This is a genomic window from Marivirga sp. (assembly GCF_035704835.1).
Taxonomy (GTDB): domain Bacteria; phylum Bacteroidota; class Bacteroidia; order Cytophagales; family Cyclobacteriaceae; genus Marivirga.
In genome coordinates this window covers 51,674-77,488 of sequence record NZ_DASSWQ010000079.1, presented here as the reverse complement: position 1 = coordinate 77,488, position 25,815 = coordinate 51,674, and the positions used below count along the sequence as shown (strand labels likewise).

Annotated in this window: 16 protein-coding genes and 1 tRNA gene; 9 read left to right on the top strand and 8 right to left on the bottom strand. The window is 32.0% G+C overall.

Annotated features, from left to right (window positions below; all coding sequences use genetic code 11):
• Positions 1-131: 131 nt before the first annotated feature.
• Both VFM92_RS13990 and VFM92_RS13985 read left to right on the top strand, forming a co-directional pair.
• Positions 132-3,878, top strand: coding sequence for a class I SAM-dependent DNA methyltransferase (locus VFM92_RS13990; protein ID WP_325122852.1), 3,747 nt, complete (start codon positions 132-134; stop codon positions 3,876-3,878).
• A 60-nt stretch (positions 3,879-3,938) separates the two neighbouring features.
• The gene (locus VFM92_RS13985; RefSeq protein WP_325122851.1) at positions 3,939-4,475 is read left to right on the top strand and encodes a hypothetical protein; all 537 of its coding nucleotides are present in this window, start codon (positions 3,939-3,941) and stop codon (positions 4,473-4,475) included.
• A 99-nt stretch (positions 4,476-4,574) separates the two neighbouring features.
• Here the strand turns inward: VFM92_RS13985 and VFM92_RS13980 are convergent, their stop codons facing one another.
• A complete protein-coding gene (locus tag VFM92_RS13980) occupies positions 4,575-5,852 on the bottom strand; it encodes an ATP-binding protein (protein ID WP_325122850.1) in 1,278 nt (425 codons plus the stop codon).
• Positions 5,853-6,168: 316 nt separating this feature from the next.
• On the opposite strand from VFM92_RS13980, the gene VFM92_RS13975 reads away from it, so the two are divergent.
• The 4 genes from VFM92_RS13975 (at position 6,169) to VFM92_RS13960 (ending at position 9,472) form a co-directional block, all read left to right on the top strand.
• A complete protein-coding gene (locus VFM92_RS13975) occupies positions 6,169-7,347 on the top strand; it encodes a cobyric acid synthase CobQ (RefSeq protein ID WP_325122849.1) in 1,179 nt (392 codons plus the stop codon).
• 55 nt (positions 7,348-7,402) lie between these two features.
• Positions 7,403-8,014, top strand: coding sequence for a hypothetical protein (locus VFM92_RS13970; RefSeq protein WP_325122848.1), 612 nt, complete (start codon positions 7,403-7,405; stop codon positions 8,012-8,014).
• Positions 7,947-8,087, top strand: coding sequence for a BBE domain-containing protein (locus VFM92_RS16945; protein WP_414675576.1), 141 nt, complete (start codon positions 7,947-7,949; stop codon positions 8,085-8,087). Before VFM92_RS13970 ends, VFM92_RS16945 begins: the two co-directional genes overlap by 68 nt.
• 377 nt (positions 8,088-8,464) lie before the next feature.
• A complete protein-coding gene (locus tag VFM92_RS13960) occupies positions 8,465-9,472 on the top strand; it encodes a putative phage abortive infection protein (RefSeq protein ID WP_325122846.1) in 1,008 nt (335 codons plus the stop codon).
• A 77-nt stretch (positions 9,473-9,549) separates the two neighbouring features.
• Here VFM92_RS13960 and VFM92_RS13955 read toward each other — a convergent pair.
• Positions 9,550-9,633: transfer RNA gene (locus VFM92_RS13955), tRNA-Leu, on the bottom strand.
• A gap of 162 nt (positions 9,634-9,795) precedes the next feature.
• The gene (locus VFM92_RS13950; protein WP_325122845.1) at positions 9,796-11,670 is read right to left on the bottom strand and encodes an ABC-F family ATP-binding cassette domain-containing protein; all 1,875 of its coding nucleotides are present in this window, start codon (positions 11,668-11,670) and stop codon (positions 9,796-9,798) included.
• A 268-nt stretch (positions 11,671-11,938) separates the two neighbouring features.
• Between VFM92_RS13950 and VFM92_RS13945 the strand changes: the two genes are divergently transcribed.
• Entirely contained in the window at positions 11,939-12,628 is a 690-nt protein-coding gene (locus VFM92_RS13945) for an NUDIX hydrolase (RefSeq protein WP_325122844.1), read from the top strand.
• 419 nt (positions 12,629-13,047) lie between these two features.
• On the opposite strand, the gene VFM92_RS13940 is transcribed toward VFM92_RS13945, so the two are convergent.
• The 3 genes from VFM92_RS13940 to VFM92_RS13930 are packed head-to-tail and all read right to left on the bottom strand — an operon-like array spanning position 13,048 to position 16,881.
• A complete protein-coding gene (locus VFM92_RS13940; RefSeq protein WP_325122843.1) occupies positions 13,048-15,000 on the bottom strand; it encodes a nucleoside-diphosphate sugar epimerase/dehydratase in 1,953 nt (650 codons plus the stop codon).
• Positions 15,001-15,050: 50 nt separating this feature from the next.
• Positions 15,051-16,172 carry an aminotransferase class I/II-fold pyridoxal phosphate-dependent enzyme gene (locus tag VFM92_RS13935; protein ID WP_325122842.1) on the bottom strand — a complete coding sequence of 374 codons (1,122 nt, stop codon included), beginning with the start codon at positions 16,170-16,172 and terminating at the stop codon, positions 15,051-15,053.
• 4 nt (positions 16,173-16,176) lie between these two features.
• The gene (locus VFM92_RS13930) at positions 16,177-16,881 is read right to left on the bottom strand and encodes an SDR family oxidoreductase (protein ID WP_325122841.1); all 705 of its coding nucleotides are present in this window, start codon (positions 16,879-16,881) and stop codon (positions 16,177-16,179) included.
• 211 nt (positions 16,882-17,092) lie between these two features.
• Between VFM92_RS13930 and VFM92_RS13925 the strand changes: the two genes are divergently transcribed.
• Together VFM92_RS13925 and VFM92_RS13920 are read left to right on the top strand one after the other, a co-directional pair.
• Positions 17,093-17,824, top strand: coding sequence for an ABC transporter permease (locus tag VFM92_RS13925; protein WP_325122840.1), 732 nt, complete (start codon positions 17,093-17,095; stop codon positions 17,822-17,824).
• A 3-nt stretch (positions 17,825-17,827) separates the two neighbouring features.
• Positions 17,828-18,580: an ABC transporter ATP-binding protein gene (locus VFM92_RS13920; RefSeq protein WP_325122839.1), complete on the top strand. Its 753-nt coding sequence runs from the start codon at positions 17,828-17,830 to the stop codon at positions 18,578-18,580.
• Positions 18,581-18,686: 106 nt separating this feature from the next.
• On the opposite strand, the gene VFM92_RS13915 is transcribed toward VFM92_RS13920, so the two are convergent.
• Positions 18,687-22,052, bottom strand: coding sequence for a hypothetical protein (locus VFM92_RS13915; RefSeq protein WP_325122838.1), 3,366 nt, complete (start codon positions 22,050-22,052; stop codon positions 18,687-18,689).
• A 65-nt stretch (positions 22,053-22,117) separates the two neighbouring features.
• Positions 22,118-25,765, bottom strand: a complete 3,648-nt coding sequence (locus VFM92_RS13910; protein WP_325122837.1) for a sensor histidine kinase — start codon at positions 25,763-25,765, stop codon at positions 22,118-22,120.
• Positions 25,766-25,815: the final 50 nt, after the last annotated feature.

The following is a 25,815-nucleotide window of genomic DNA, read 5'->3' as shown; positions in this document are numbered from 1 at the left end:
TTGATAAACTTGATTCTATTGAGGTCAGTATAAATTGATGATAGTCCATTTTACTTTGTTATGAATAATTTAACCTTTTAAGTAAATTCTATTAAATTGACTTCAATTTATAAATCCTTATTTTTATTTGAATGTCAAACCATAAGATACTGACTCCCCGAAAATCACTCAATAAAGCATTTCTAAAGGTTAAGCCTTACCGAGAGTCTATTGAAAACTTTAAAATCAATATGATTCAATTGATTGAAAGGGCTGATAATGAAAAACGTGAAGAACATAATAAAATCGTTCTAATAGATTTTTTAAAAAAGACCTATTATGATCCTAACCACTATATCAATACAAAAGAAAGTAGTGATTTAGTAGTACATAATGGGAAAAATGCTGATTCTAGTGTTGGGGTAATTATAGAAACTAAAAAGGCTAGTAATAAAGCAGAAATGCTGTCAACCAAAAAACTGAATACAAAAGCATTACAGGAACTATTACTTTATTACTTACGTGAACGAGTCCATCAAAACAACAAAGAGCTTAAACACTTAATAGCCACAAATATTAATGAATGGTTCATCTTTGATGCTCAACTTTTCGAAAAACTATTCTACAATAATAAACCCTTAGTGAATCAATTTAAAGAATTTGAAGATGGTCGCTTAAGTGGTAATACTACAGATTTCTTTTATAAAGAAATTGCAAATCCTTTTATTGAAAAAGTACTAGGTCAATTGGATTATACTTATTTTGACTTAAATGAGTATAAAAAACCACTTTTAAATAATGATGAGAAAGACGATAATAAATTAATTGTTCTATTCAAACTTCTATCCCCGGAGCACCTACTTAAGTTACGCTTCAAAAATGACAGCAACTCTCTTGACAGCAAATTTTATAAGGAACTATTGCATATAATAGGTTTAACTGATGAAAAGCAAGGTGGAAAAAGAGTAATTGGCAGAAAAAAAGAAAGTGAGCGAAATGCAGGAACTTTACTTGAAAATACAATTATCCAATTAGACTCTTTAGATAAGATATATCGATTAGAAAAACCAAATCAATATGGTACAACAAATGGAGATAGACTCTTTAATGTTGGACTTCAACTTTGTATTACATGGATCAACAGAATTTTGTTTCTAAAACTAATGGAGGCTCAATTAATTAATTATCATAAAGGAGATGACTCTTATGCGTTTTTGAATTATAAAAAAATAAAAAATTTTGATGATCTTAACAGCCTATTCTTCCAAGTATTAGCAAAGAAAAATAACGACCGTAGCGAGGAAATTCAAAACAGCTTTCAAAAAGTACCATACCTAAACTCTTCCTTATTTGAACCAAATGATTTAGAGCATAATACACTTTTCATTAGCAACCTACGAGACGAAAAGGAAATACCATTGCATCCCAATACAGTACTGAAAAACAGTAATGGAAAAAAAAGAAGTGGAAAACTGAATACCCTAGAATATCTATTTGCCTTTCTTGAAGCTTATGACTTTAGTAGTGAAGGTGGAGAAGAAATTCAAGAAGATAATAAAACTTTAATTAATGCATCAGTACTAGGTTTAATATTTGAAAAAATCAATGGATATAAAGATGGATCATTTTTCACACCTGGATTCATTACGATGTATATATGCAGGGAGAGCATCAGAAGATCTGTAGTACAAAAATTTAATGAGATAAAGGAATGGAATTGTAGAAATTTTGATGAACTATATGATAAAATAGAAGATAGAAATGAAGCTAACACTATTATAAACAGCTTAAAAATATGTGATCCTGCAGTTGGTTCAGGTCATTTCTTGGTATCAGCTCTCAATGAGATTATTGCAGTTAAAAATGATTTAAAAATACTTCAAGATAGAGAAGGTAAACGGCTAAAAGAGTATCATTTTGAAGTTATAAATGATGAGTTAGTTATTACAGATGATGACAGCGAATTATTTGAGTACTCTATCAAGAATAAAGAGAGTCAGCGAGTACAAGAAGCTCTTTTTCATGAAAAACAGGCAATCATTGAAAATTGCCTGTTTGGTGTAGATATTAATCCTAATTCAGTTAAAATTTGTCGATTACGTTTGTGGATTGAACTTCTCAAAAATGCCTATTATAAAAACGAAACTGAACTTGAAACCCTCCCAAATATTGATATTAATATCAAATGTGGCAATTCTTTAGTCAGCCGTTTCGATTTGGATGTTAGCATAAGTAAGATACTGAAAAATAAAAAATGGAATGTCGGCACATATAAAGCAGCAGTAAAGTCATATCAAAACGCAAAGACCAAAGAAGAAAAAAGAGACTTTGAACGACTAATAGATATAATTAAAGGAGATTTTAGAACTGATATAGCTAAATACTCTGATCGTGATGTGCGCGATTTACAAAAAGAAAACGAAAAATTATATGAAAGATATCAGTCTAAACAATTATTTGATACTAAACTCTCCAAAAAGCAATTAAAGGATAAAAGAACTATAGAGGATACTATTGAAAACTTAAACCAAAAAATAAAGGAGAAGCAAAATAACCCGATTTTTAATAATGCCTTTGAATGGCGTTTTGAATTTCCAGAAGTGTTAAGTGACAAAGGAGACTATTTGGGCTTTGATGTAGTCATTGGTAATCCACCTTATATTAGACAAGAGGAATTAAAAGAGTTTAAAAACTATTTCAAGAGTACATTCCCTACTTATTCTGGCACAGCAGATATTTATGTTTTTTTTATAGAAAAAGGATATTCGATCTTGAAAAAGAATGGCGAATTCACATACATAATGCCTAATAAGTTTATGCAAGCTGGATATGGTAGAAATGCAAGAAAGTTTTTACTCGAACATAATATTGTAGAGTTCTTAAATTTCGGTGACTTGCAAGTTTTTGAAGAAGCTACAACATATCCATGTATTTTATTTGCCCAAAAATCAAATCCAAATGAAGATTTAAAAGTAATAAACATAGATACACTTAAATTCCCTAATGGATTTCAAGTGTATATTGATACTCATAGAAATGTAATAAATCAGAATTCACTAAATAATGAAACTTGGATAATTTCTAATTCAGAGGATCAAGATTTACTTGAAAAAATTAAGTCTATAAGTAAACCCCTAAATGAATTTTTGACAGGAGTTGCAAACTACGGCATTAAAACGGGCTTATCTTCCGCATTTTTTATAAATGAAAAAACTAAAAATCAAATAACAGAAGTTGACCCTAATTCCATAACATTAATTAAGCCCATGCTTAGAGGGAGAGATATTACTCCTTGGTATTCGAAATCTGAAAATTCCTATCTAATTGGTACTTTCCCAAGCCTTAGATTGAATATTGATGATTTTACAGGTATTAAAAATCATTTAAAGTCTTTTGGAATAAAGCGATTGGAACAAAGTGGGGAGAATGGGTCACGTAAAAAGACATCTGGAAAATGGTTTGAAACACAAGATTCTATTGCTTACTGGAAAGAATTTGAAAGACCTAAAATTATGTATCAAAGATTCCAGATAAAACCATGTTTTATATATGACGAAGAAGGTCAATACTGTAATGATTCTGTTTGGATTATTCCTACAGATGATAAAGTATTGCTTGGAATATTAAATTCAAAATTAGGATGGTGGCTAATTTCAAAATATTGCACTGCTATTCAAAATGGTTACCAACTAATTTGGAAATACTTTAGCCAGGTGCCAATTGCAACGGCAAATGAAAGTCAAAAGACTGTAATCACTAATAAAGTGAACGAAATTATTAATCGTAAAAAAGAAAATCCTGACCTAGATGTATCTGAATTAGAAGCTGAAATTGATCAATTGGTATATCAACTTTATGGATTGACTGATGAAGAAGTTAAAATCGTTCAAGGGAGATGAAACCTACTAGTAAATCAAAAAAGAGTTGTATTTAATTCATTAGCCACATAATTTATTAAAATGATGACACAACAAACTCTAGAAAAAATGTCTCGCCTTTGCGCAAACTATCGAGGGACGATAATCCATGAGACAATATTTATTGAAACAGGAGTTGACACTTGTGTAACTGAATTTCTCTCAGGCAGTAATTCGGCTCGTGTTGAAGATCTATATAGACTACTTGTCCATAAGCAATCAGGCGTTTCATTTTCCAGTAAAATGTTGATGCTTACTTACATTGTGAAGAATTATTTTCAAGAATTTGACAAGAGAAATAAAGACTTAACCCAGTCAATAAATAGCCTAATTGAAATCAGAAATATGGCTGCTCATCGCAAAATGAAAATTCCTAAAGACTTTTCAGAATTTGATGGTGAAACGATTAATCTTCATTGGGTTTCAACAAAAAAGGGATTACCAAAGGAAGAAGGTATAAAAATGAACTTGAAATTTATAAATGATGTCATTGCTGAACGTAATAGGCTTCATACAACACTTACTGAGCTTTATGAACTTATAAAGCAAGAAAATGGAAATCCTGAAAATAATAAATAAACGTAAGGGTAATGTATTAAAAAATTAAAAATACAAATATATCAATTAGGAGTTTAATTGGATTTAGAAATTGAATTCAAATTCAAGAAAATAAAAAACTCATTTACCAAATTGATCAAAAATCGGAATTTGGCCTAAATTTATATTAGGAATAGCTCCATATTCGCCCTGTAAATAATCTTTTTCAAATGATGCATCACTCCTAATATTTAAATCATGGATTGTTTTTGCTTCAGTCCCTTGATTGGTTTTTGATATTAAGTAAGCCTGATCTCTTCTTAATAAACCAGTACTTAGTAAATTAGTATTATGACTTGCAAATATTAATTGACTTCCATGTGGATTAGATTCAGCTGTTGAAAATAACTTAACTATATAAAGCAAAAGTAAGGGATGCAATCTTGCATCTAATTCATCTATTACAATGGGTAATCCATTTTTTAAAGCAAAAGCAATAATTCCTGCCAACGCAAATATTTTTTGTGTCCCTAAAGATTCTTTATTTAAATCGAATTCAATATCCTCAATTTTACTTCCGGAACTGTCAAATACTTCATGCTTAGTAATTATTTTTATCTGTTTACGAATAGTCCTTTTAACAATACTTTTAATTTCATCACTTAAAAAGTTTAAGGATGAGTTATTAAGGTTTTCACTTATAACCCTTGCACCAGTGATTTCACTCAATCCACCTTTTTTGAAGATCTCTAAAATAAACCCTCGCAATTCCGTATTCTCAATATGTTTGGCAGTAAAATTAGTGAAGGCCGAGTAATTTGTGCCAGTAATCACATTCATTAGATTAAAATACCCAACAATTTGAGTTGAAATATTTGCATTCAGATTTGCTAAAGTTGAGAGAAACAATGAATTGGGTTTTACATATTTATCTCTCCCAAAGCCCTCATTAAAATTATTACTGATTTCAATACCTGATTCGTACCTGACAAAATATGGCTTTTCTGTAGTTTTTAATACAAGATATAACCACTCTTCAATGACTTTCTGACTGTTAATTATAAATCCATACCTGTATATAGAATCATTGATTACAAAGGTTAATTCAAAGCGAGAGGGTTGATTTTTTGTTTGCGTGGACAAAACATAGGGTTCAACATCTATTTCATGATCAATTTGATAACTTCCTGAATTGATTATGACATCTCGCATAATACTAATCGCTTTGATAATATTAGACTTACCACTAGCATTAGCTCCGTAAAAACTTATCGCCTTTAAAAACGACTTATCAGTTGGGTTAGAATCCAATGAAAATGTGCTTTCATTGACCCTTTGACGAATGGACTGAGCTTCAAAAGAAATGGTTAAATTTTCTTTTATCGATTTATAATTTTGGATTTCAAAACTTATTATCATTTCACGAAATTTTCTCCTAATATCGATATAAATTGTATAAAATCATATTTTTACAATTAAATTCAGAGAATATCTCTCAAATATCTGTCAATAAGTCAGGGTTTGTATAGTTTGGCACAGCCATTGTAAAACCAAACAAAAAAAGGCAGACTTTAAAGCCTGCCTAATAAAATTTTGCTTTGCTGAAAAAGCAAGTTGTTTTATGTTTTGCGACACAATAGTAACCGATTTGAATTTATTTTCAAAACCGTTCATCAAAATGACTTCTTTAAGGCTAAGCAACAGTTAAATTATGTTTAACCCTAAAATAGAAGTCATGGGAAAAAAAAGTACAATTATCAAAATTTATCCCGTAGGAAACGGTGATACTACACTCATCAAATTAAAGAATGGTCAAACTATTTTAAATGATTGCAAAATCAGAGATGGTGAAATTCATCCTGAAACAGGAAATCATATCTTTGATGTTAAAACTGATCTCCTGAAGAATGTCAACAATACAGGAAATAAATATGAATTAGATGTATTCATATTATCTCATCCAGATGAAGATCATTGCCTGAATTTTCACAAACATTTCTTTTACAATCAGAAACCTGAAAAGTATGACAAATCATCACAGGAAGAAGAATTAATTTTCATAAAAGAACTATGGGTCACATCTTGTTTACTGAATAATGCTTCTAATGATAGTGCCAAGGAATTAAAAAAAGAAGCGGAAAGAAGATTGAAGCTTTGGAAAGAAAATGATTCATCAAAGAATGATGATGGGAATAGAATTCGCTTTTTCGGATATGATCATGATGATAAATTTAATAATGTTCCTAATAGTATTCCAGGAGAAATTTTGACAAACAACCACATCTCTGGGTGTTCAGATGATTATTTTGAATTTTTTATCCATGCACCATTTAAGGAAAGTTTGATAAAATCGACTGCTAAAGAAGATAAAAATTCAAGTAGCATTGTCATACAATTTGCATTTGAAAGAAGTAATGATGATTTTATTTGCAAATACTTAACTGCAGGAGATGCAGACCATTTTCAATGGGAAAGGATTTTAGAGAAAAGTAAAAAATATAGCAATATGGATAGACTTGAATGGGATATTTTTGAGTCACCACATCATTGCTCTTGGTCATTTTTTAATAATGTCCCTTATGAAAATGAAGAAAATAAAAGTCCTAAAGAGTATTCGTTAGATATACTAGAACAAGGAAGAGAAGATGCTTATGTTATCGCTTCGAGTAGAAAGGTTAAATCAAGCAAGCCTAATCCACCTCATCAAGCTGCTAAAGACGAATATCTAGAATTTGTTAAAAATAGTCATTTCTTAAATACAGATACAAATTTTAGTGAAGGAAATCCTAAGCCTATCATTTTTGAGATTAATGAATCATACTTCGAAAGAACAGATGAAGAAATTAATATAAACCTTGAAGGGGCAAGTGTTTTGGCAAGCAAATCAATAGTTACTGGTCATTATGCTTGTTGATAATTTAAATTCTAGATTAGAGGATATCGCCAATTTTGAAAGGCGATATCCTACTATGAAGCGAATCGAAAATCTACTTATTAAAGATTTTTTTCGGGGTTATATTACCTTAAGGAATGGAGAAGGTAAGTATATTTATACATTCTATTTATCAATTCATTTTACTCCACAGTTCCCTTTTGTATTTCCAAAAGTAATTGAAATTGGCAATGAGGTTCCAAAAATAATGGATAGGCATGTATATCCTTCATATGGTAATTTATGTTTTGCTACATGGGCTGAGGAACAAATAATTTGTATGCAGGGATTAACATCCATTTCATTTATGGAAGATATTCTTAAACCTAGACTTGCAGATGAATATAGGGTACTGCATGGTGAGGATTACTTGAGTGGATACGATCATGACCTTTCTGGTTTCTATCAATTTTACAATAAGTATTTTGAATTGAAAAATAGAGATGAAATAATCATGTTTCTAGAGTTGGTTTGTGGTCTAAAGGATCATCCTAACAACATAAAATGCTTCTGCTCTAACTACAAAAAATATAAAAACTGCCATAAGGACAAAGTGAATTATGTGTCTAGTTTAGGTAGAAATCCTAAAAACCCATTATTTTGGGAAAAGCAATTACAAATCTTTAAAGAAAATAAAATTTCGCTATGATCAAGATCATATTATATCAACTTTTTCTAATCCTTTTGATTATTTCAATATTTATTTTTGCAAATTTCATTGATTTATCTGATAAGTTAATTACATATCTACCAATTCTTCAAAGTACTTTAATGGGTGGAATTGGAGGAGTACTATACTGCTTGCGGGCTGTTTATAAAAACAAATGCGTTTTGAAACGCTGGGATAAAGATTGGGAAATATGGTACTATATCAGACCAATTTGCAGCTTCATAGTAGGGTTTGTAGCGTATGTAACATTAAAAGCGGGTTTGTTAATATTAGATAGCGGTCAAGGAGATTCTATATATGGTTATTTAATATTTTCATTTGTAGCTGGTTATAATGTAGATAATATGATGAAAAAAATAGAAGATGTATCAGAAAATATATGGGGAATAAAAAAATCAAACGCTTCAAAAAAAAAAAAAAAAAAATCTAATGAATAAAAAAGAATCCTCCTCAGAAGAATTATTTAATAAATATATTAAAATATCAAATTGGATAATAGCACTTGGCATTATGTCAGTTATTTTCGCGTTAGTGATATTTTTAGTTAAAGTCGGACCGATAAATTTTAATTCCAATATTAATCTAAGCGCTTTTTCTAGTTTTGGCAGCTTTCTTTCTGGTACTTCGGGCGTACTGTTTTCCTTAGGAACTATATTTATTGTATTAGCCAGCTATAATCGTCAATTAGTTTATCAAAAAAAACAAGATATAGCAAATCATAAATCTGAAATTGAATCAAGGTTTTTCAACTTATTGAATATACAAAGAAGTAATTCCCAATCTATGTTCAATTCAGAATATGAAGGGCGAAATATATTCTTTCATCTTCATCAAGAGTTATTAAAATCTTTGGCAATAATATCTTCTAGTAATTCATTTTTGGAAAAGGAAGGCTACTCTGAAAAAGAAAAAATTAGTCTGGCGGTACTTTGTTTTTATTATGGAGCTGTAGGTAGTAACTCTACCTCTATTTTAGAAAAACAGCAAATAAAATCATACCAAAAGGTTGAAACTGAAATTTTACCAAAATTTAGAAATTGGAAAAATAATAACCCATTATTTTTTAATGGGAACCAAACGAGACTAGGTCATTATTATAGACACCTATATCAAACTGTAAAGTTTATCGATAATCTTGATTCAAATATTTTTAGTTATAGAGAAAAATATAAATACATAAAAATTATTAGGGCACAGTTGACAACGCAAGAGCAAGTATTAATAGCTTATAACTCCCTTTCGAAACTAGGCAATACGTGGGAACCTAGAATTCCAAATGAGCATAACAAAGATTTAATAACTAAATACAATCTAATAAAAAATATACCAAAGGGTTTTTCAGGCTCTTTTGAAGTTAGAGACTTTTATCCAGATATAAATTATGAAGAAGAAAGTAAAACTGATAAGAGAAAAGAATTAGAAGAAAGCTATAAGTAAATAAAATTTCTGCCACCAATTTTGCCACCTATAAAACAAAAAAGCCCTGAAAATCAGAAGATTAACAGGGCTATGTGTACCTTGGGCCGGAGTCGAACCGGCACGAGTGTTACCTCATTGGTGTTTGAGACCAACGCGTCTACCAATTCCGCCACCAAGGCATTTCAAATTTTGTTAAGACTTTTTCTTAACGGGATGCAAATATAGGTAATGATTTTAAAAAGAGAACAACTGATGGTCAAAATATTTTAAAAAGAATCTAGTAAATTCAGAATACTAAAATTCAAAATTATAAGTAGTTAATTTCTAAATGATTACATTAATTATGATTCTAACTCACTTAACTCAAGCCAACGCATTTCTAAATCCTCTAGCCTCTGATTGATATCACTTAGATCTTTTCCCCATTTGGTAAAATCATCTGCAGTACCTTCTCCATCTGCTAATTTCGATTCTAATTCCTTTTTCTGTCTATTTAGCTTGGGGATTTCACTATCTATCGATTCTAATTCTCTCTTCTCCTTATAATTTAACTTCTGCTTCTCTTCTACCTTCGGCTTTTCTTTTACAATTGACTCTTTGCTTTTTTCAACTTTAGTTTTTGGGTTCTCTTCTTTTGTTTTTCTATAATCTGTATAATTACCATTAAAAATTTTAATCTGATTATCTCCTTCAAAAAGTAATAATTGCTCTGTAAGATTATCCATGAAATATCTGTCGTGCGATACGATTATTAAACATCCCTGAAAACGGTCCAGAAAATCCTCTAGAATAGAAAGCGTCTGCAAATCAAGGTCGTTGGTAGGCTCATCTAAAATCAGGAAGTTAGGATTCTTAATTAAAACTAATAATAATTGTAATCGTCTTTTCTCTCCTCCACTTAGTTTGTGTACACAATCATGCTGTTGTTTAGGTGGGAAAAGAAATTTATTTAGAAATTGAGATGCTGATATTTGACTTCCATCTGGTAAATTAAAATGTTCGGCAATTTCCAGTACTACATCTATTACTTTCTTATTATTATCAAATTGAATTTCTTGTTGCTTATAATATCCAAATTCGGTATTAACTCCTAAGTCAAGTTCACCAGAATCTGCTTTAATTTTGCCTGTTACTATATTAAGAAAAGTACTTTTTCCAGTTCCATTTTGACCTACAATCCCAATTCTATCGCCTTTCTTAAACGTATAGCTAAACTTATCAAAGAGTTTCTTATTTTCAAATGCTTTAGAAATCGCTTTCATTTCTAAAATCTTCCCTCCCATTCTCTTTTGAGACACCTCCAATTCAACTTGATCCTTTTTGAGATTTCTGGACGCTTTTTCTTTTAATTCTTGAAAGGCATCTACTCTGTATTTCGCTTTAGTTCCTCGAGCTTTTGGCATTCTACGTATCCATTCTTGCTCTTTTTTCATCAGATTGCGAGCTTTATCCACTTCAAGTTGCTCTATGGATTCTCTTTCTTCTTTTTTGACAAGAAACTCTTCATAATTCCCTTTATATTTAAAAATCTGCTGGTGATCAATTTCCAATATCCCGTTACAAACTCTATCTAAAAAATAGCGGTCGTGAGTCACCATTAATAAGGTCATGTTTTGGGTAGCCAAATAATTTTCAAGCCATTCAATAATATCGATATCCAAATGGTTAGTAGGCTCATCCAAAATCAGAACATCGGGCTTTACGATTAATTGTGCTGCCAGGGCAACCCGTTTTTTTTGCCCTCCCGACATATTTTCTACAGATTGCGTTATGTTATCAATTCCTAGCTGACCTAATATTTGCTGAACCTGACTTTCATAATCCCAAAGTTGATGCGCTTCCATTTTCTCCATTAATTCTTGAAAACGGTTTTGCTCCTTAGCATTCATATCAGGATTTGCTGCCAGTTTCTCATATTCCTTAATAATATTAAGAGATTCATGATTGGAGCTAAAAATTGCTTGCATAGCATTTTGCCCCGCTTGAAATTGCGGGTTTTGGGATAGGAATCCAACTTTAATTTCATTTCGAAAGCTCAAATCTCCAGAATCAGGTGTTTCTTCGCTCATTAAAATCTTTAACAGGGTAGATTTGCCAGACCCATTTATGCCAACTAATGCAACTTTTTCGCCTTGAGCCAATCCAAAAGATATGTTTTCAAATAAGACTCTTTCTCCAAAGCTTTTGGTAATATTTTCTACTGAAAGATAATTCATCCTGCAAAATTAGGTCTTATATTTAAAATAGTAATACTTATAGAAAAGTATTTCTGTAGCTTTCAATTTGCAATTCATAATCCTTAAAAATGTAAGATATCAAGCACTGGATTCTAGTTCAAAACTTCTTTTATTACAAAAAAATATGGCTATGATAAATTAAAACTTGCTATGTGAAAATTTTCTTCAATTCTGAATTTTAATATTTTGGTTATTAATTGTCTCATTCTGAATTATTCTTTTACTTGCAGAGCTCAAAATCAACTCTATGAAAGTTTTTATAAATGATGTTCCTCTTTATATAATCCCTATGGATAAGGTAATTGACCGGGAACATTACGATCTTATTATTGATGCGGAAAAAGAGAAGATCCGATATGATAATTTGATAGATGATGTCCTGATTAGAAAAGGTGGGCTAGCTGACATACTAGAGTTTTATAAATTTTTATCATCCGATAAAAATAAAAAGCTCGACTCTTTGACCTGCAAGGTCTATGATTACGAAAAAGTTATAAAAGATTTTAAAAAAGAGTTTAAAATCGTCAAGGCTGCTGGAGGAATTGTAACAAAACGAGACAAATATCTTTTTATTTATCGATTAAAAAAATGGGATTTGCCTAAAGGCAAACTTGAAAAAAAAGAGAAGGTAGAAGTTGCTGCTGTAAGAGAGGTAGAAGAAGAATGTAATGTTAAAGTAAATTTAGGTCCGAGAGTTTGTAAAACATGGCACACCTATACCAGAAATGGCAAGAATCACCTCAAAAAAACCAGCTGGTATCATATGACTTTGGAGGAAGACAAACAAATGAAACCTCAGAAAGAGGAAGGTATCGAAAAAGTTATTTGGGTTAATAAGATGGAATTAAGAACTGTACTTTTAACCACGTACAGATCCATTCGATATGTTATCAAAAAATTTCATGAGTATCAGGAGGGGTTGATTGAGGTTAAGTGATTTCAATTAGCCTTTTGATGAAGGCTGTTATTTAATAAAACCATCATTTAGAGTTTATATAAAGGTCGGAATAAAAATATGACAACAGCTAGAAACTACAAAAATTCAGGTCAGTGAAATGAATCGAGCTTTCTTTTCCAAATCTCCTTTCTTTTTGCTTAATCAAAAAGAAACAAAAAATCATGAAAGTTTAATGCTTCAGCACTCAAGGCCTATGCTGGCCCGCTAAACTTTCCTCCCTCCCGCTTTTCCGAGTTCCTCGAAAGTGGTCGGGTTAATCCTTTTCTACTTTATCACAAAATTCACATTTTATCTTTTCGATCTCGGTTAAAAAACTCCGAATACTCCTTGAAAAATAGCACGTAAAATGAATCCAGATGTGAAACTAAATACAAAAAAATAAACCTTATTGTATTGTCTTAGCTAATTTTTCGGGTAATGCTCCATTTGCGTTTTCGCTCGCTCGCGATTTCATCATCCAAAGCCTCAAAACGAGAAGCATGACTTACAAATTCTGGAAGAATATTTTTCATTTGCATAATCATCCCCAATTCGTTTTCATCACTCATTAAATCATTTAACTTTTGAAGCTCTTTTACAATGTCTTTATGCCCCATCCTCTCAGTTTTGGCAATCAAAATCTTTTCGTGATGAGTTGGCAAAGTCGTTTCATTATCGCTTAAGAGTTCTTCATATAGTTTTTCTCCCTCACGAAGACCAGTAAATACAATTTTTACATCAACATCGACTTCATAGCCTGATAACTGAATCATTTTTTTAGCCAAATCAATTATTTTAATTGATCTACCCATATCAAAAACAAATATTTCGCCACCAAAACCCATAATTCCTGCTTCAATTACCAATTGGCAAGCTTCAGGAATGGTCATGAAATATCTTGTTACATCAGGATGAGTAACCGTTATTGGTCCGCCTTTTTCTATTTGCTTTTTAAATAATGGTATAACAGAGCCATTAGAACCTAAAACATTTCCAAAGCGGGTAGTGATAAATTGAGTATTATTCTTTACTTCTTCAGATTTGGAATCATTTAAAGATTGGACATAAACTTCTGCCAATCTTTTAGTAGCTCCCATCACATTTGTCGGATTCACAGCCTTATCTGTAGAAACCATTACGAATTTCTTTACATCATATTGAACTGAAAGATCCGCTAGATTTTTAGTACCAAAAACATTGGTAGCTACTGCTTCAAAGGGATGCATTTCCATTAAAGGGACATGTTTATAAGCTGCAGCATGATAGACCACATCAGGATGGTATTTTTCGAAAATAAATTCCAATCTTCGTTTGTTGGTTACATCCATTATTACGGGCACTATCTCTACATCTTTTTTGAGATCTAAATTAGTGAGTTCAATATCAATAGCATATAAAAATGATTCAGCTTGATCTAACAAAATCATTTTTTTAGGTTTTACTTTTAAAATTTGTTTTGCAATTTCTGAACCAATGGAACCAGCTGCACCTGTAATCAAAATCGTTTTGTCCGATAAATTCTCAGAGACTTTGGGATTTTCCAATTTAATTGACGCTCTACCCAGCAAATCTTCAATCCGAACTTCTTTAATTTGGTTCATGCTCAACTCTCCGTTCACCCATTTATCTGGCGCTGGAACAGTTCGAACTCTGACATGCGCTTTCAAGCAGTAATCCACCAATTCATTTTTACGCTCTACTGATAAACTTGCGATGGCAATCACAATTTCGTGTATACGATATTTTCTAAGCGTATCATCCAGGTTATATCCTGCATCGTAAATAGGTGCTCCATTTATAATTTTACCGACTTTTTTCAAATCATCATCAATAAATCCTAAGACTCTCATTCTTGCATTAGGATCGGCATCAATCACTTGTTTGGTAATAATACCGTATTGACCAGCACCAAAAATCATTACATTTTTTCTATGTCGGACTGCATCTCTGTAGTAGGCAAATAAGTTTTTTACTAGAACTCGGTATGTAAATAGAATGACTACAGACAGAATAAAACTAATAATAAGAACAGAAAGCGGGATAATTACAGAATCAGTGTACCAAAAGTTAAGATAACTTACAATGGCAACTAATACAGTTCCAATAAAAGTAGTGTATGAAATTCTTAACCCATCTTCGATAGATGTATAGCGAATGATACCTGCGTAACTCTGAGTTAGAAATATCGCTAACAGATGACAAATGGTGAAAAGAACAAGTCCTTCACCAAATTTAAAGGCAAAAACTTCTTCCAAATTAAAATTAAAGCGTAATAAATAAGATATTACAATTGACACTAGTAACAATATAAGGTCGATTAATAGAATAATCCACCTAGGTAAGAAACTAATATCATTGATCTTCTTTATCATTTCGCTCCAAATATAACCTATTTAATATTTTTTTATAATAATTAAAGTCATTATTTTAAAAAATCTTGAATTTTTTGGATGACCATCGCAATTTGATCAGCTGTTAAAGAAGAGCTTGAAGGAAGACAGAGTCCTTTTTCAAATAGGCTTTCAGACACGCCAGATAAATATGACTTACAGTTTTTAAAGATGGGTTGTAAATGCATTGGCTTCCATAAAGGCCTGGTTTCAATATTAAATTTCTCGAGCTCTTGTCTTAATTCCTCTGGACTTTTAGAAAGTTTTTCATCAAATAAAACACATGTAAGCCATCTGTTACTGAAAGCACCTTCACGTTCCTCAAGAAAATTAAATCCATTTGCACGCAATTCATTTTGATATATGGCATGATTGGCTCTTCGATTTTCAATCCATTTATCCAGCACTTGCATTTGACCTCTTCCAATTCCCGCGGCTATATTACTCATTCTGTAATTATAGCCAATTTCAGAATGTTGATAATAAGGAGCTGCATCTCTTGCTTGCGTGGCAAGATATCTTGTCTTTTCAATCCACTCCTTGTTTTGCGAAACTAGTGCCCCACCGCCAGAGGTAGTAATAATTTTATTTCCATTGAAAGAGAACACACCGAAATCACCAAAAGTACCTAACGCTTTACCATTTAATTTTGCTCCTAAGGCTTCTGCCGCATCTTCAATTAATGGAATTTCATATTTTTCTGAAATAGCTTTTACTTCTTCAATTTTACCAGGCATTCCATATAGATGAACAAATATTATGGCTTTCGGTTTTTTACCTTTCGCGATATAGTCTTTAATGGATTGCTCTAATAGCTGCGGATCCATATTCCATGTTTCTTCTTCGCTATCAATTAGTACAGGTTCCGCTTGTTGATATACAATTGGATTGATAGTAGCTGAAAAGGTAAAGCTAGAAGCCATCACTACATCATCCCTTTTCACACCTAATAAAATTAATGCAAGATGGATTGCTGCAGTTCCAGAACTTAATGCTGCTGCATATGGAATATTATTATATTCTTGAATATCCTTTTCAAAGCCGTTTACATTTGGACCCAAGGGTGCTATCCAATTTTCATCGAATGCATGCTGTATAAATTTAATTTCGTTTCCACCCATATGTGGGGCAGACAAAAATATTCTTTCTTTCATGGAATTATATATCTCCTAATTGGGGTCTTAAAATAATTTCTTCAACAACTGTTCTGTCGGATAATGAGTAAGCTGACCAAACAGTTTCAGCTACATCTTCTGGTTTCATAAATCTTTCATGGGGTAAATCCACGCCCTCCCAGCTTGCTGTAAATGTTGCACCAGGGAGAACGGCTGTTACTTTTATTCCTTCTTCTTTCAATTCTTCACGCAAACACTTGGTAAACCCTTGCATTGCATATTTTGTTATACTATATGAACCCCCACTTGAATAGGCTGTAATCCCAGCAATGCTACTCATAGAGAAAATATGACTATTTCTGTGGGGTAACATAGCAGGTAGCAACGCTCTGGTTAGATGATAAGCTGAAAACAAATTGGTATTCATCATCATTTCAAGATTTCCCTCTGGTTCGTTTTGTATACTTCCAGGTAAGAAAACACCAGTATTATTTACCAAAACATCTACTTTAGATGTGGTCTTCAAAACAAAGTCAGCAAATGAGGAAATATCTGCTTTCTTAGATAAATCCGCAGCTTTTATATATACCTTATTACTATATAATTTTTCAACTTCCTCTTTAAGTACCACTAAATCTGCTTCATTTCTAGCGCAAGTAATGACATTAAAGCCCTTTTTCGCAAATATGAGTACTAAAGCTCTTCCAATCCCTTTGGTTCCACCAGTTATTACTATAAACTTATCCATTTCTATCTTGAACTGTGATTGTATTTTTAAACACGAAACTAATCAATATTCTTAATGTTCTACAAACTTACGAAATTCATTAGCGTAATGGGTTAAGTAATCATTATGATTATTAAAATTTCAAATACATCCAAAGAATTAAAATAACTTTTATAATAAAGAAAATATTCGTGTTAACTTTAAATTTGAAGATTCAAGAAACAACGACCACATGAAATCTATAGGAGCCTATTTTATATTTTTGGGAAGTATGTTTGTAAGGCGAGAGTCCTTTTCATCCTACTTCAAACTCACCATTAATGAATGTATTTCCATAGGCTGGAACTCCATTTTAATTGTTGCGATTACTTCTACCTTTATGGGAGCCGTAACAACTGTTCAGACAGCCTACAATTTAGTAAGTCCTTTAATTCAAAACTATGTAGTTGCTCAGGTAACCAGAGAAATGGTAGTTTTGGAATTAGCCCCAACTATTACAGCTATAGTTATTGCTGGAAAAGTGGGGTCCAGCATTGCAAGTGGCTTAGGAACTATGAGAATAACGGAGCAGATTGATGCTTTAGAAGTTATGGGAGTCAATGCATCTTCCTATTTAGTATTGCCGAAAATTGTAGCGGCAATGATCATGTATCCACTTTTAGTGGTGATAGCTGGTTTTTTGGCTTTATACGGAGGATATATAGCCGGAACCTTGACTGGTATCTTGACAGAAACTGAATATATTTACGGAATAAGAATTGGTTTCAATCCATTCACTATTCAATTTGCCCTCATAAAATCAGTAGTATTTGCTTTCTTAATTGCTTCTATTTCAGCTTATCAAGGTTTTTTCACTACAGGAGGAGCACTTGAAGTAGGTAAATCTAGTACAAGTGCTGTTACAAAGAGTTGTATCGCAGTCCTTTTAGCAGATTACATTTTAGCAGAATTATTATTAAACTAAGAGATGATAGAAATCAATAATATATCTAAGTCCTTTAATGGAACTCAGGTTTTGGATGGTATTTCTGGAACGTTTGAAAGAGGTATTACCAATCTGATAATTGGAGCGAGTGGAACAGGTAAAAGTGTTTTATTAAAATGTATAGTGGGTTTAATTACTCCTGAAGAAGGGGAAGTCCTTTATGATGGAAGAGCCTTTTTAAAAGCTGATAAAGAAGAAAAGGCTCAGATGAGACGGGAAATAGGAATGCTATTTCAAGGAGGTGCATTATTTGACTCAAAAAATATAGAGGAAAATGTGATGTTCCCTTTGGATTTGCTTACGGACATGAAAAAGGATGAAAAGCTTGACCGTGTAAATAATGTATTGGGCAGAGTTGGTCTGGAAAACATTAATAAAAAAATGCCTGCTGAAATAAGTGGTGGACAGAAGAAAAGGGTTGGTATTGCCAGAGCCATAGTGAACGATATCAATTATTTATTCTGCGATGAACCTAACTCGGGACTAGACCCACGAACATCTTTATTGATTGATGAGCTCATTCAAGAAATTACCCATGAACTTAATGTTACCACTATTATGGTTACACATGATATGAATTCTGTTATGGGAGTCGGAGAATACATCATGTATCTGGCAAGAGGTAAAAAAGTATGGGAAGGAAATTCTGATAATATTTTAACTTCTGGACAAGAAGATTTAGAGGATTTTATTTTTGCTAGTAAATTTATGAAAAAGCTTAGGAAGACGCTATAGACCCCCCTAGCCCAAAAGGGGAATAGAAGCTTTTAATTCCTAAGGATGGAAATTGAATATTGTAGAAAGAAATAGTGGTGAGATGAATATTGGATTTGTTTGGGGTTTAGAATAAAGCTGTTAGTTGAACACTACCATTATGAATGGTTTTTTGTAACTCGCTTTTTCTGCCGACATATTGAATTATAAGGTTTAAATCTCCAATAATCTTTCTTCTTAAGGATAAATTCCAAACGTAATTATCTCCAGCTCGCAAACCTTCAAACATTTCGTAAGCCAATGGGCTTTGGTTATCTCTCAAATCTGAGGCAACACTTACGTAACTGAATTTTGATTCAAAGATGCCTTTTTCAGATTGGATTAGTTTATTCGATAGTTCTAAGGAATTTACTAACACCTCTCCCCCTACTGCTTCGTCTGGACTCCATTTATTTTCATTTTTGTAAGACAAGCTCAATCTTACGTTTTTAATTCCCTGCCACATTATTTGAGGAATTAAAGCTGTAGAACTGAATTGATAATCTCTTTGCTCAACCCTATCGGAATAAGAAGTATTTTGAGATGACCTATATAGCGTATTAAAATTCCAATCATTGAAAGCATTTAATGTTCCTGATAAATGAAAAATCTTTCTATCCATTCCTTCAAATCCATCTAAAAGCAGTTGTTTTCGATTTGATTGTGACCAACCTGATTCCAGAAAGGCATTACCACCACGATTATAAAAAAAGCTATATTTCCACATATTTCTGGAGGATAAGATATTTTCATTATCCCGCGTGTTGAAAGGTGAAATTCTATCGTTCCATTCTTCGAAAGTATTTTTAGTATCTAAATTAGCATTGAAATTGCCCGATAACTTTCCTAGGTATTGCAGCAAATTATTAGACTTAGACCAGCTGTTTGGCATTTTCCATCTCAGTTGATATTGCAAATTATTGATAAATGCTGTTTGATAATCATTTCCCATGGTAAGCACTTTCACATAATTTCTATCCCCATAATCTGTCTCGTCCTCAAAAAACTCATGGAGTTCTTGTTCTCCATTCCCATTCAAATCAGACCAAGAATGCGTTCCTAAAGTGCGCGCTACCTCCATGAAAAAATAGCTTCTTTGCAATACTCGACCAGTACCTGTTTGAAAATTCAAATTCTGAATGATATTACCATCCCAGAGAGCAGATTGCCAGTTTAAGCCACCTTGAAAATATTGGTCATTTTTTGTAGAATCAATTTTTTGCTGGATACTTCTTCTGAGTAAATTCATAGAAAGCGTATTCGTTACATCTATTTGAATAGTTGACTTTAACTGAGTATTCTGAGCATTTTCTAATTCAGTCATTTGCCCTTCGAAAGGTCTTTTATCAGAGCGAAATTCATGCGATAAACTAAAATTCCATTTTCCAGAATCTTCTTTGTTGATATACAATTGATGACTATCATAAAACTGGAAACTACCGCTAAGCTCACCATTATTTCGGATTTGATGTTGTTGAGTTCTGAAACTATAGCCAGGCATTAATTTATATTTAGCGAATTTAATATCGACTAAAGCCTTTTTCCAATCGGTATTGAAATGACCATTTTCACTTTCCATCATGAACCCATTAATATTGATTCTTACATCTCCTTCAATTTGATAATTGATAATATGCTGATAACCGTTCCCTATATTTTCTTTATTTCTTAATGCCAAATCATAGCTTAATTCTTGTTTGTTGGTTTTAACGGTAGCCCCAAGATTCACTAAATGCTCTTCTCCTGCCTTGAAAACTTCTGATTCGTCCATTCCCCAATTTCTATTAAAATCCAAAGCTCGGAATGGCTGAACAGGTGTAAAGGCAGAATCTAAGTACTCATATTTAATGAAATAATTAATTTTAGCATTCTCGATGAAATTGATAATCTTAGGGGAGGATTGAAATCCTAAGGACATCGCATTTCCTTTCCACTGTGTATTATTTTTATTAAATCGATTGCTGACAAATTCGGATCCTGCATATTCAAAACTGATATTAGAATTATCCTTAAGATGGTAGTTCAATCCGATGTTAATCAATCTCTGATTTTGAGGTAAAGACATTTTCTTAACAGGCTCATAATTTCCTTGCGGAACATCATCTATCGGTGCAATCCATTCATAAACCACATCATTTTCTGCAGAATTTGATATTCTATAATTCCCATTATTCTCGCCCACCATTGTAAAATTTAGTTGATAATGAGCAACTTCTGGATTTTCGGATGACATGAAAATTTGAAAAAGTTTATTATTCACCACTGTGTCTATCTTGGCATATCTTGATTGATGAGGAGCAAACCCCAAACTATCGATTGCAGGTATTTCAGCATAACGTGAATTCCCTTCTAAGGAAGAAAGTGCGTCCATATCTGCCTGGCTTAAACTTTCAACTTGATTATCTGGCTTATCGACTTGCTGAAAGTAACCAATATTCAAATCCAAATTACCGATTGATTGCTCGTGCTTTAAGGTGGTGACATTTCGGTTATATTGCCTGTCGGAATATTCGAACTCAATTTGAATGACACTATATTTTGAAATATAATGATTTGAATTAAATATAATTTCCGCTGCATTATAATCTACCACATAGTCATGCTCCAAACCTCTTTGCAGTTGCTCTCCATCCAATAAAACTTTTTCAGAACCCGCTATGATGAAAATAAAAGGTTCATTTTGTGGTCCTTCAATCCTATAAGGACCTAAAACACCCTCCAACGGTTCGATATTTTGGACTCCAGTTTTGGTTCTAGCGAAGGAGCTTACCAATTGGGTATTTGATTGGGTAGAATCAAATGAAAGATTAGAAGATGAAACTCCTAAGCCTTGCACTTGTCGGTTATACTTCAAAAAGTTAAGTTGATTGCTCGATTGAATGTTTAAATCACCAGCTTCCAAGCCCCAGTTTTCATGAATTAATTGAACATTCACCCTATCAAAATCTTGTAAGCGTTGAGTATTTCCTTCAGGTTCGAATGGCATTTGCTGATCAGTCATTCTGGCTTGCAGCTTTAAATCATCGGAAATATTCCCAGAAATAGTTAAATCCATAACAGAATGCATCATGGCTGATTGCTGTCCTCCTGCAGAAACAGATCTCATAAAAGCACCTGAAATTTCTATTCCTCCTAATCCTAAGAACTCTTGCGTAGACTCCTGCGCTAAAACATCTGAATTAATTTTATCCGTGAAAATCGCAGTACTATCAAAAAGATGTTCTGGAACTGCAGTAGCAACTATTTCTTGATTTTTAGCTATGTAATTAAAACAAACAGTTAGAAATTGCTCCTTTTCGGATTTCTCTATTTTCAAAAATCCATCTAAATATTTATGTGGAATTCTATTTCCAATATAATTTTTAACAGTAATAGAAGCAGGAATAATAATTACGGAATCAGGCAAAGAAAGAGCAGAATAATTCGTTTGAAAACAATGATTTTGGGCATTCATTAACGATGGACTTAACAAAATGCCCAATACAACAATAAGAATATATTTTTGTACGCCCCTCAATGCTATTTCAATCTCTTTAATTCTATGTAAAAAGTAGTACCTTTTTCAATTTTGGATTCAAACCAAATATCTCCACCTGCATGTTCGATTCCTCTTTTGGCAACTGCTAGTCCAATTCCAGAGCCATTAGACTTGGTTGTAAAGTTAGGCAAAAATACTTTGTTGTAATTATCCTCAGGGATACCCATTCCATTATCTTGAATTGATATGATGACATTATCATCAACCATCTCAACTTTAATGTTTACTTCTACATTTTTATTAGAATCTCCACTTTGCAATGCATTCAACACCATATTATTAAAAGTGCGCTCCATTATTTTAGGGTCTGCTAAAGCATAGATTTCATTTTCAGGGAGTTCTAGATTGATATTAACATTTTCTGCCCTGAAAAAATCTACCACTTTTCTTACTATCTTCGTAATACAAATCTTTTCATTTTCAGGAATAGGCATTTTGGCAAAAGACGAAAATGATGTAGCGATATCGCTTAAGTTTTCAATTTGAGACAAAATACTTTCAATCTTTACCGAAGCATCTGGCATAGGATTATCAGACTTTTGTATTCTCATTTGTAAATGTTGCAAGGAAAGCTTCATAGGCGTAAGCGGATTTTTAATCTCATGAGCTACCTGTTGAGCCATTTCACGCCAAGCAGATTCCTTTTCAGTTTTACTGAGCGCCTGTCTACTCTTCTCAAGTTTTAAAAGCATCTGGTTATATTCCTTAATCAGCAGACCAATTTCATCATCTACCTGCCAACTGATAGGTTTATTTTCAGCCGATAAATTAACTTGTGATAGCTTTTGCTTTAGTAAGTTAAGAGGTGAAGTTAAAATTTTTGTTGCCGTATACGCTAGAAAAATAAATACGATAAATGACCCAACAAAAATATTAAAAACATTATTCAATAAATCTGTAAGCAGTAAATCGTACTCTTTATTCGACTTAAAAAAGGGAGATCCTAAAATGGCCAGCAACTCACCAGTATTATAAGAACGAATTCCTACATATGCTGATTGATAATTCAAATTGCCGATTTGCTCCTCAAGCGTAATCATTTTGTGCCCATTTTGAAAAATAGAAGCATAAGCTTGCGGATTAATTTTATAGGAAAGTAGATTTTTTTCAAATACTTGTGGCTGACTAGTCAAAAATAATTGGCCATTTAAATCATAGAGATTTATATCTGCATTTATGATTTTGGTTATGGTAGAAATTTCATTGTTTAAAGTTGCTTTATCAACAATTCCATTCTCATATTTCATCAACAAAGGAATTAATTGATTCGCCACTCGACTTGTGTTCTCCTCATATTTGGATACGATATCATCCAGAAATGTAGCATTAACAAAACCTAAGGTAGAGATCGTAACTGACAGAAGAGGGATAAGAAAAGCTAGTGAGAAATATAATTGAATTTTAGCACTTAAGCCTATTGTTCTGGTCTTCCAATAAATTTTAAGGAATTGCGTTGCTGAAACTGTAAAAACTAAAACAAAGCAGAGGATAAAAAAGAATGAAATATTAGAAAAAAATCTGTACCAAAATTCATTCTTTTTGCTAAAAATCAATTTCTCATCATTATCAACTACTACATTGAATTTATAATTACCTTCATTTTTAATCTTCAATAGATTTTGGTCATCAATAATCTCTTCTTTTACAACCTCTGGAAAATTTAAATCTCCCACACTATATGATAAGGTATCATTTTTATACAGCGCATAATCATAAGGGATTTCCAGAAAATGGAGAATATTACGATTTTTAACTAATAATTCGGGGAAAACATTATCAGGTCTAATCTTTTTCGGAATGAATTCTATTACGATTTTTGCAAACACAAAATCATAATGTTTAATTTCAAATACATAAATATACTTACGCTGAAGTTGATTTCCTTCAGTATTTCCTACTAAATACAATTTGATATTGCCCTTTCTATTCCGTTCATTCATTTGTTGTATAGGATAGGAAGAGGCCATTGGCAATGTGCCTTTAGGGTATATAGTATTTCCTTCCGCATCAAATATTTTGATCGTTTTTTCATACTTTTCAAAATCGTCATTCAAGTAAAATTTTTCAATTTTATCAACTATAGTTTTGTATGGAGTAAGTGGCATGAGGAATTGCCGTTTGATATACTCGTCATTTTTCAAACTTTCATCTAATTGACCCAACATATATTCGGCAAGAAGATCATTTCCATTTAAAATTCTATCAGCCAAAATATTTCGCTCTCTCGATTCATTTCTTTTCTCTAAAAATTGAACTGAAATAGCACTGATTACTGAAATAGTAGTTATCAGTAGAAACAAATAGATAAAACTTAAGAAGTTGATATGCTCTAAAGCATCTCCCAACTTCACAAGAAAAACTACTGTATTTATAATTAGTACAGCTAAAGCTATCCAAAGAATTGCATATCCAAAGTGAGTAGAAAATAACGAGAAAAGTCCAAAACATATTAGCTGAATGGCTAAAAACTTAACCTCCGCTACTCTTACCAAAAAATTGTAATGGTGAACAAACTTGAAAACTAAAAAGATTAAAAAGCCAAAAAGAAGGACACTTGAGAAGGACAAAATTTGAAAAACACTAAATTCAATAGATGATGTGCTATCTAAACCCCAATTAGAATGTATGTAAATCAAATAAATAAAGTAAAAAATGCCCATACTGGCACAGTAAGACAATAAATTCACAAATAAACTTATTAGCGTACCATTCTTTCCTGAATTAAATATGAATTTTGAAATTTGAAGAATGGAGAAATATCCAATTAAAAAGAAAAAGATACAATTAATAAGAAGATAGCCTAAAGATGGATTAAAATCGGAGGAAGCAAAGAATTTAGAGTCGAATAATTTTAAGTCTTTAGAATGAAATGGAAAATCAAGAATTTCCATACCTGCCCACAAGACCATCATCCCAATTAAAAAAGCAACTATTTTTAAGAAAAGACTTTTACGCCTCTCACTAATCTTCCAAACTAAATAAATTAGCACGCCTATCAGAATGCATTCTAAAAGTAATATTAGATAATGAAGTTCTTTATTGTAGTTTTCAAAATTTTCAGCCAACGAAATAAAGAAAATAGAATTGTCATTTAAGTCTTCTAACTCATAGGTGTTCTCAGATTTACTTTGATACAGACTAATCCCAGATGGAGGTAAAATTTTGGTATTGTAACCTGATTGAATGTATTCATTATTAACATCATAATATTCAAAAAGAGGAATAACCGAAACTAAATTTATTTCTCCATTTTTGGATTTTATGGAATATTCAAGATATTGTCCCGACTGCTTACTTACAAAATGCCAACCTTCCCTCCGTTGCTTTTTAGATTCAGGAGCATAATGCTCATCAGACCAGTACACTAAAGAAGAATTTTTAAAAATGAAAAAAGGATAGGTACTCTCAATTTTATTTAAAGATTCAAAGTCGAGTGAATTATTTTGGGAAAAATAACTTAACCATTTCTCTTTATCTTCTTCAACTTTTTGAAGCTCTTCGGTTAGTTTATGCTGTGTTTTTGTAATAAAATTTTCTTTATCTATTTCTATAGAATGGTAATAATTCCTAAGAGCTATTACCATTATGAGGAAAACAAACAAAAGAATATAAATGGCGTATTTCTTCACGATTTATTGATATGAATTAGTGCTTCAATATAGCAATAATCGTACTGGAG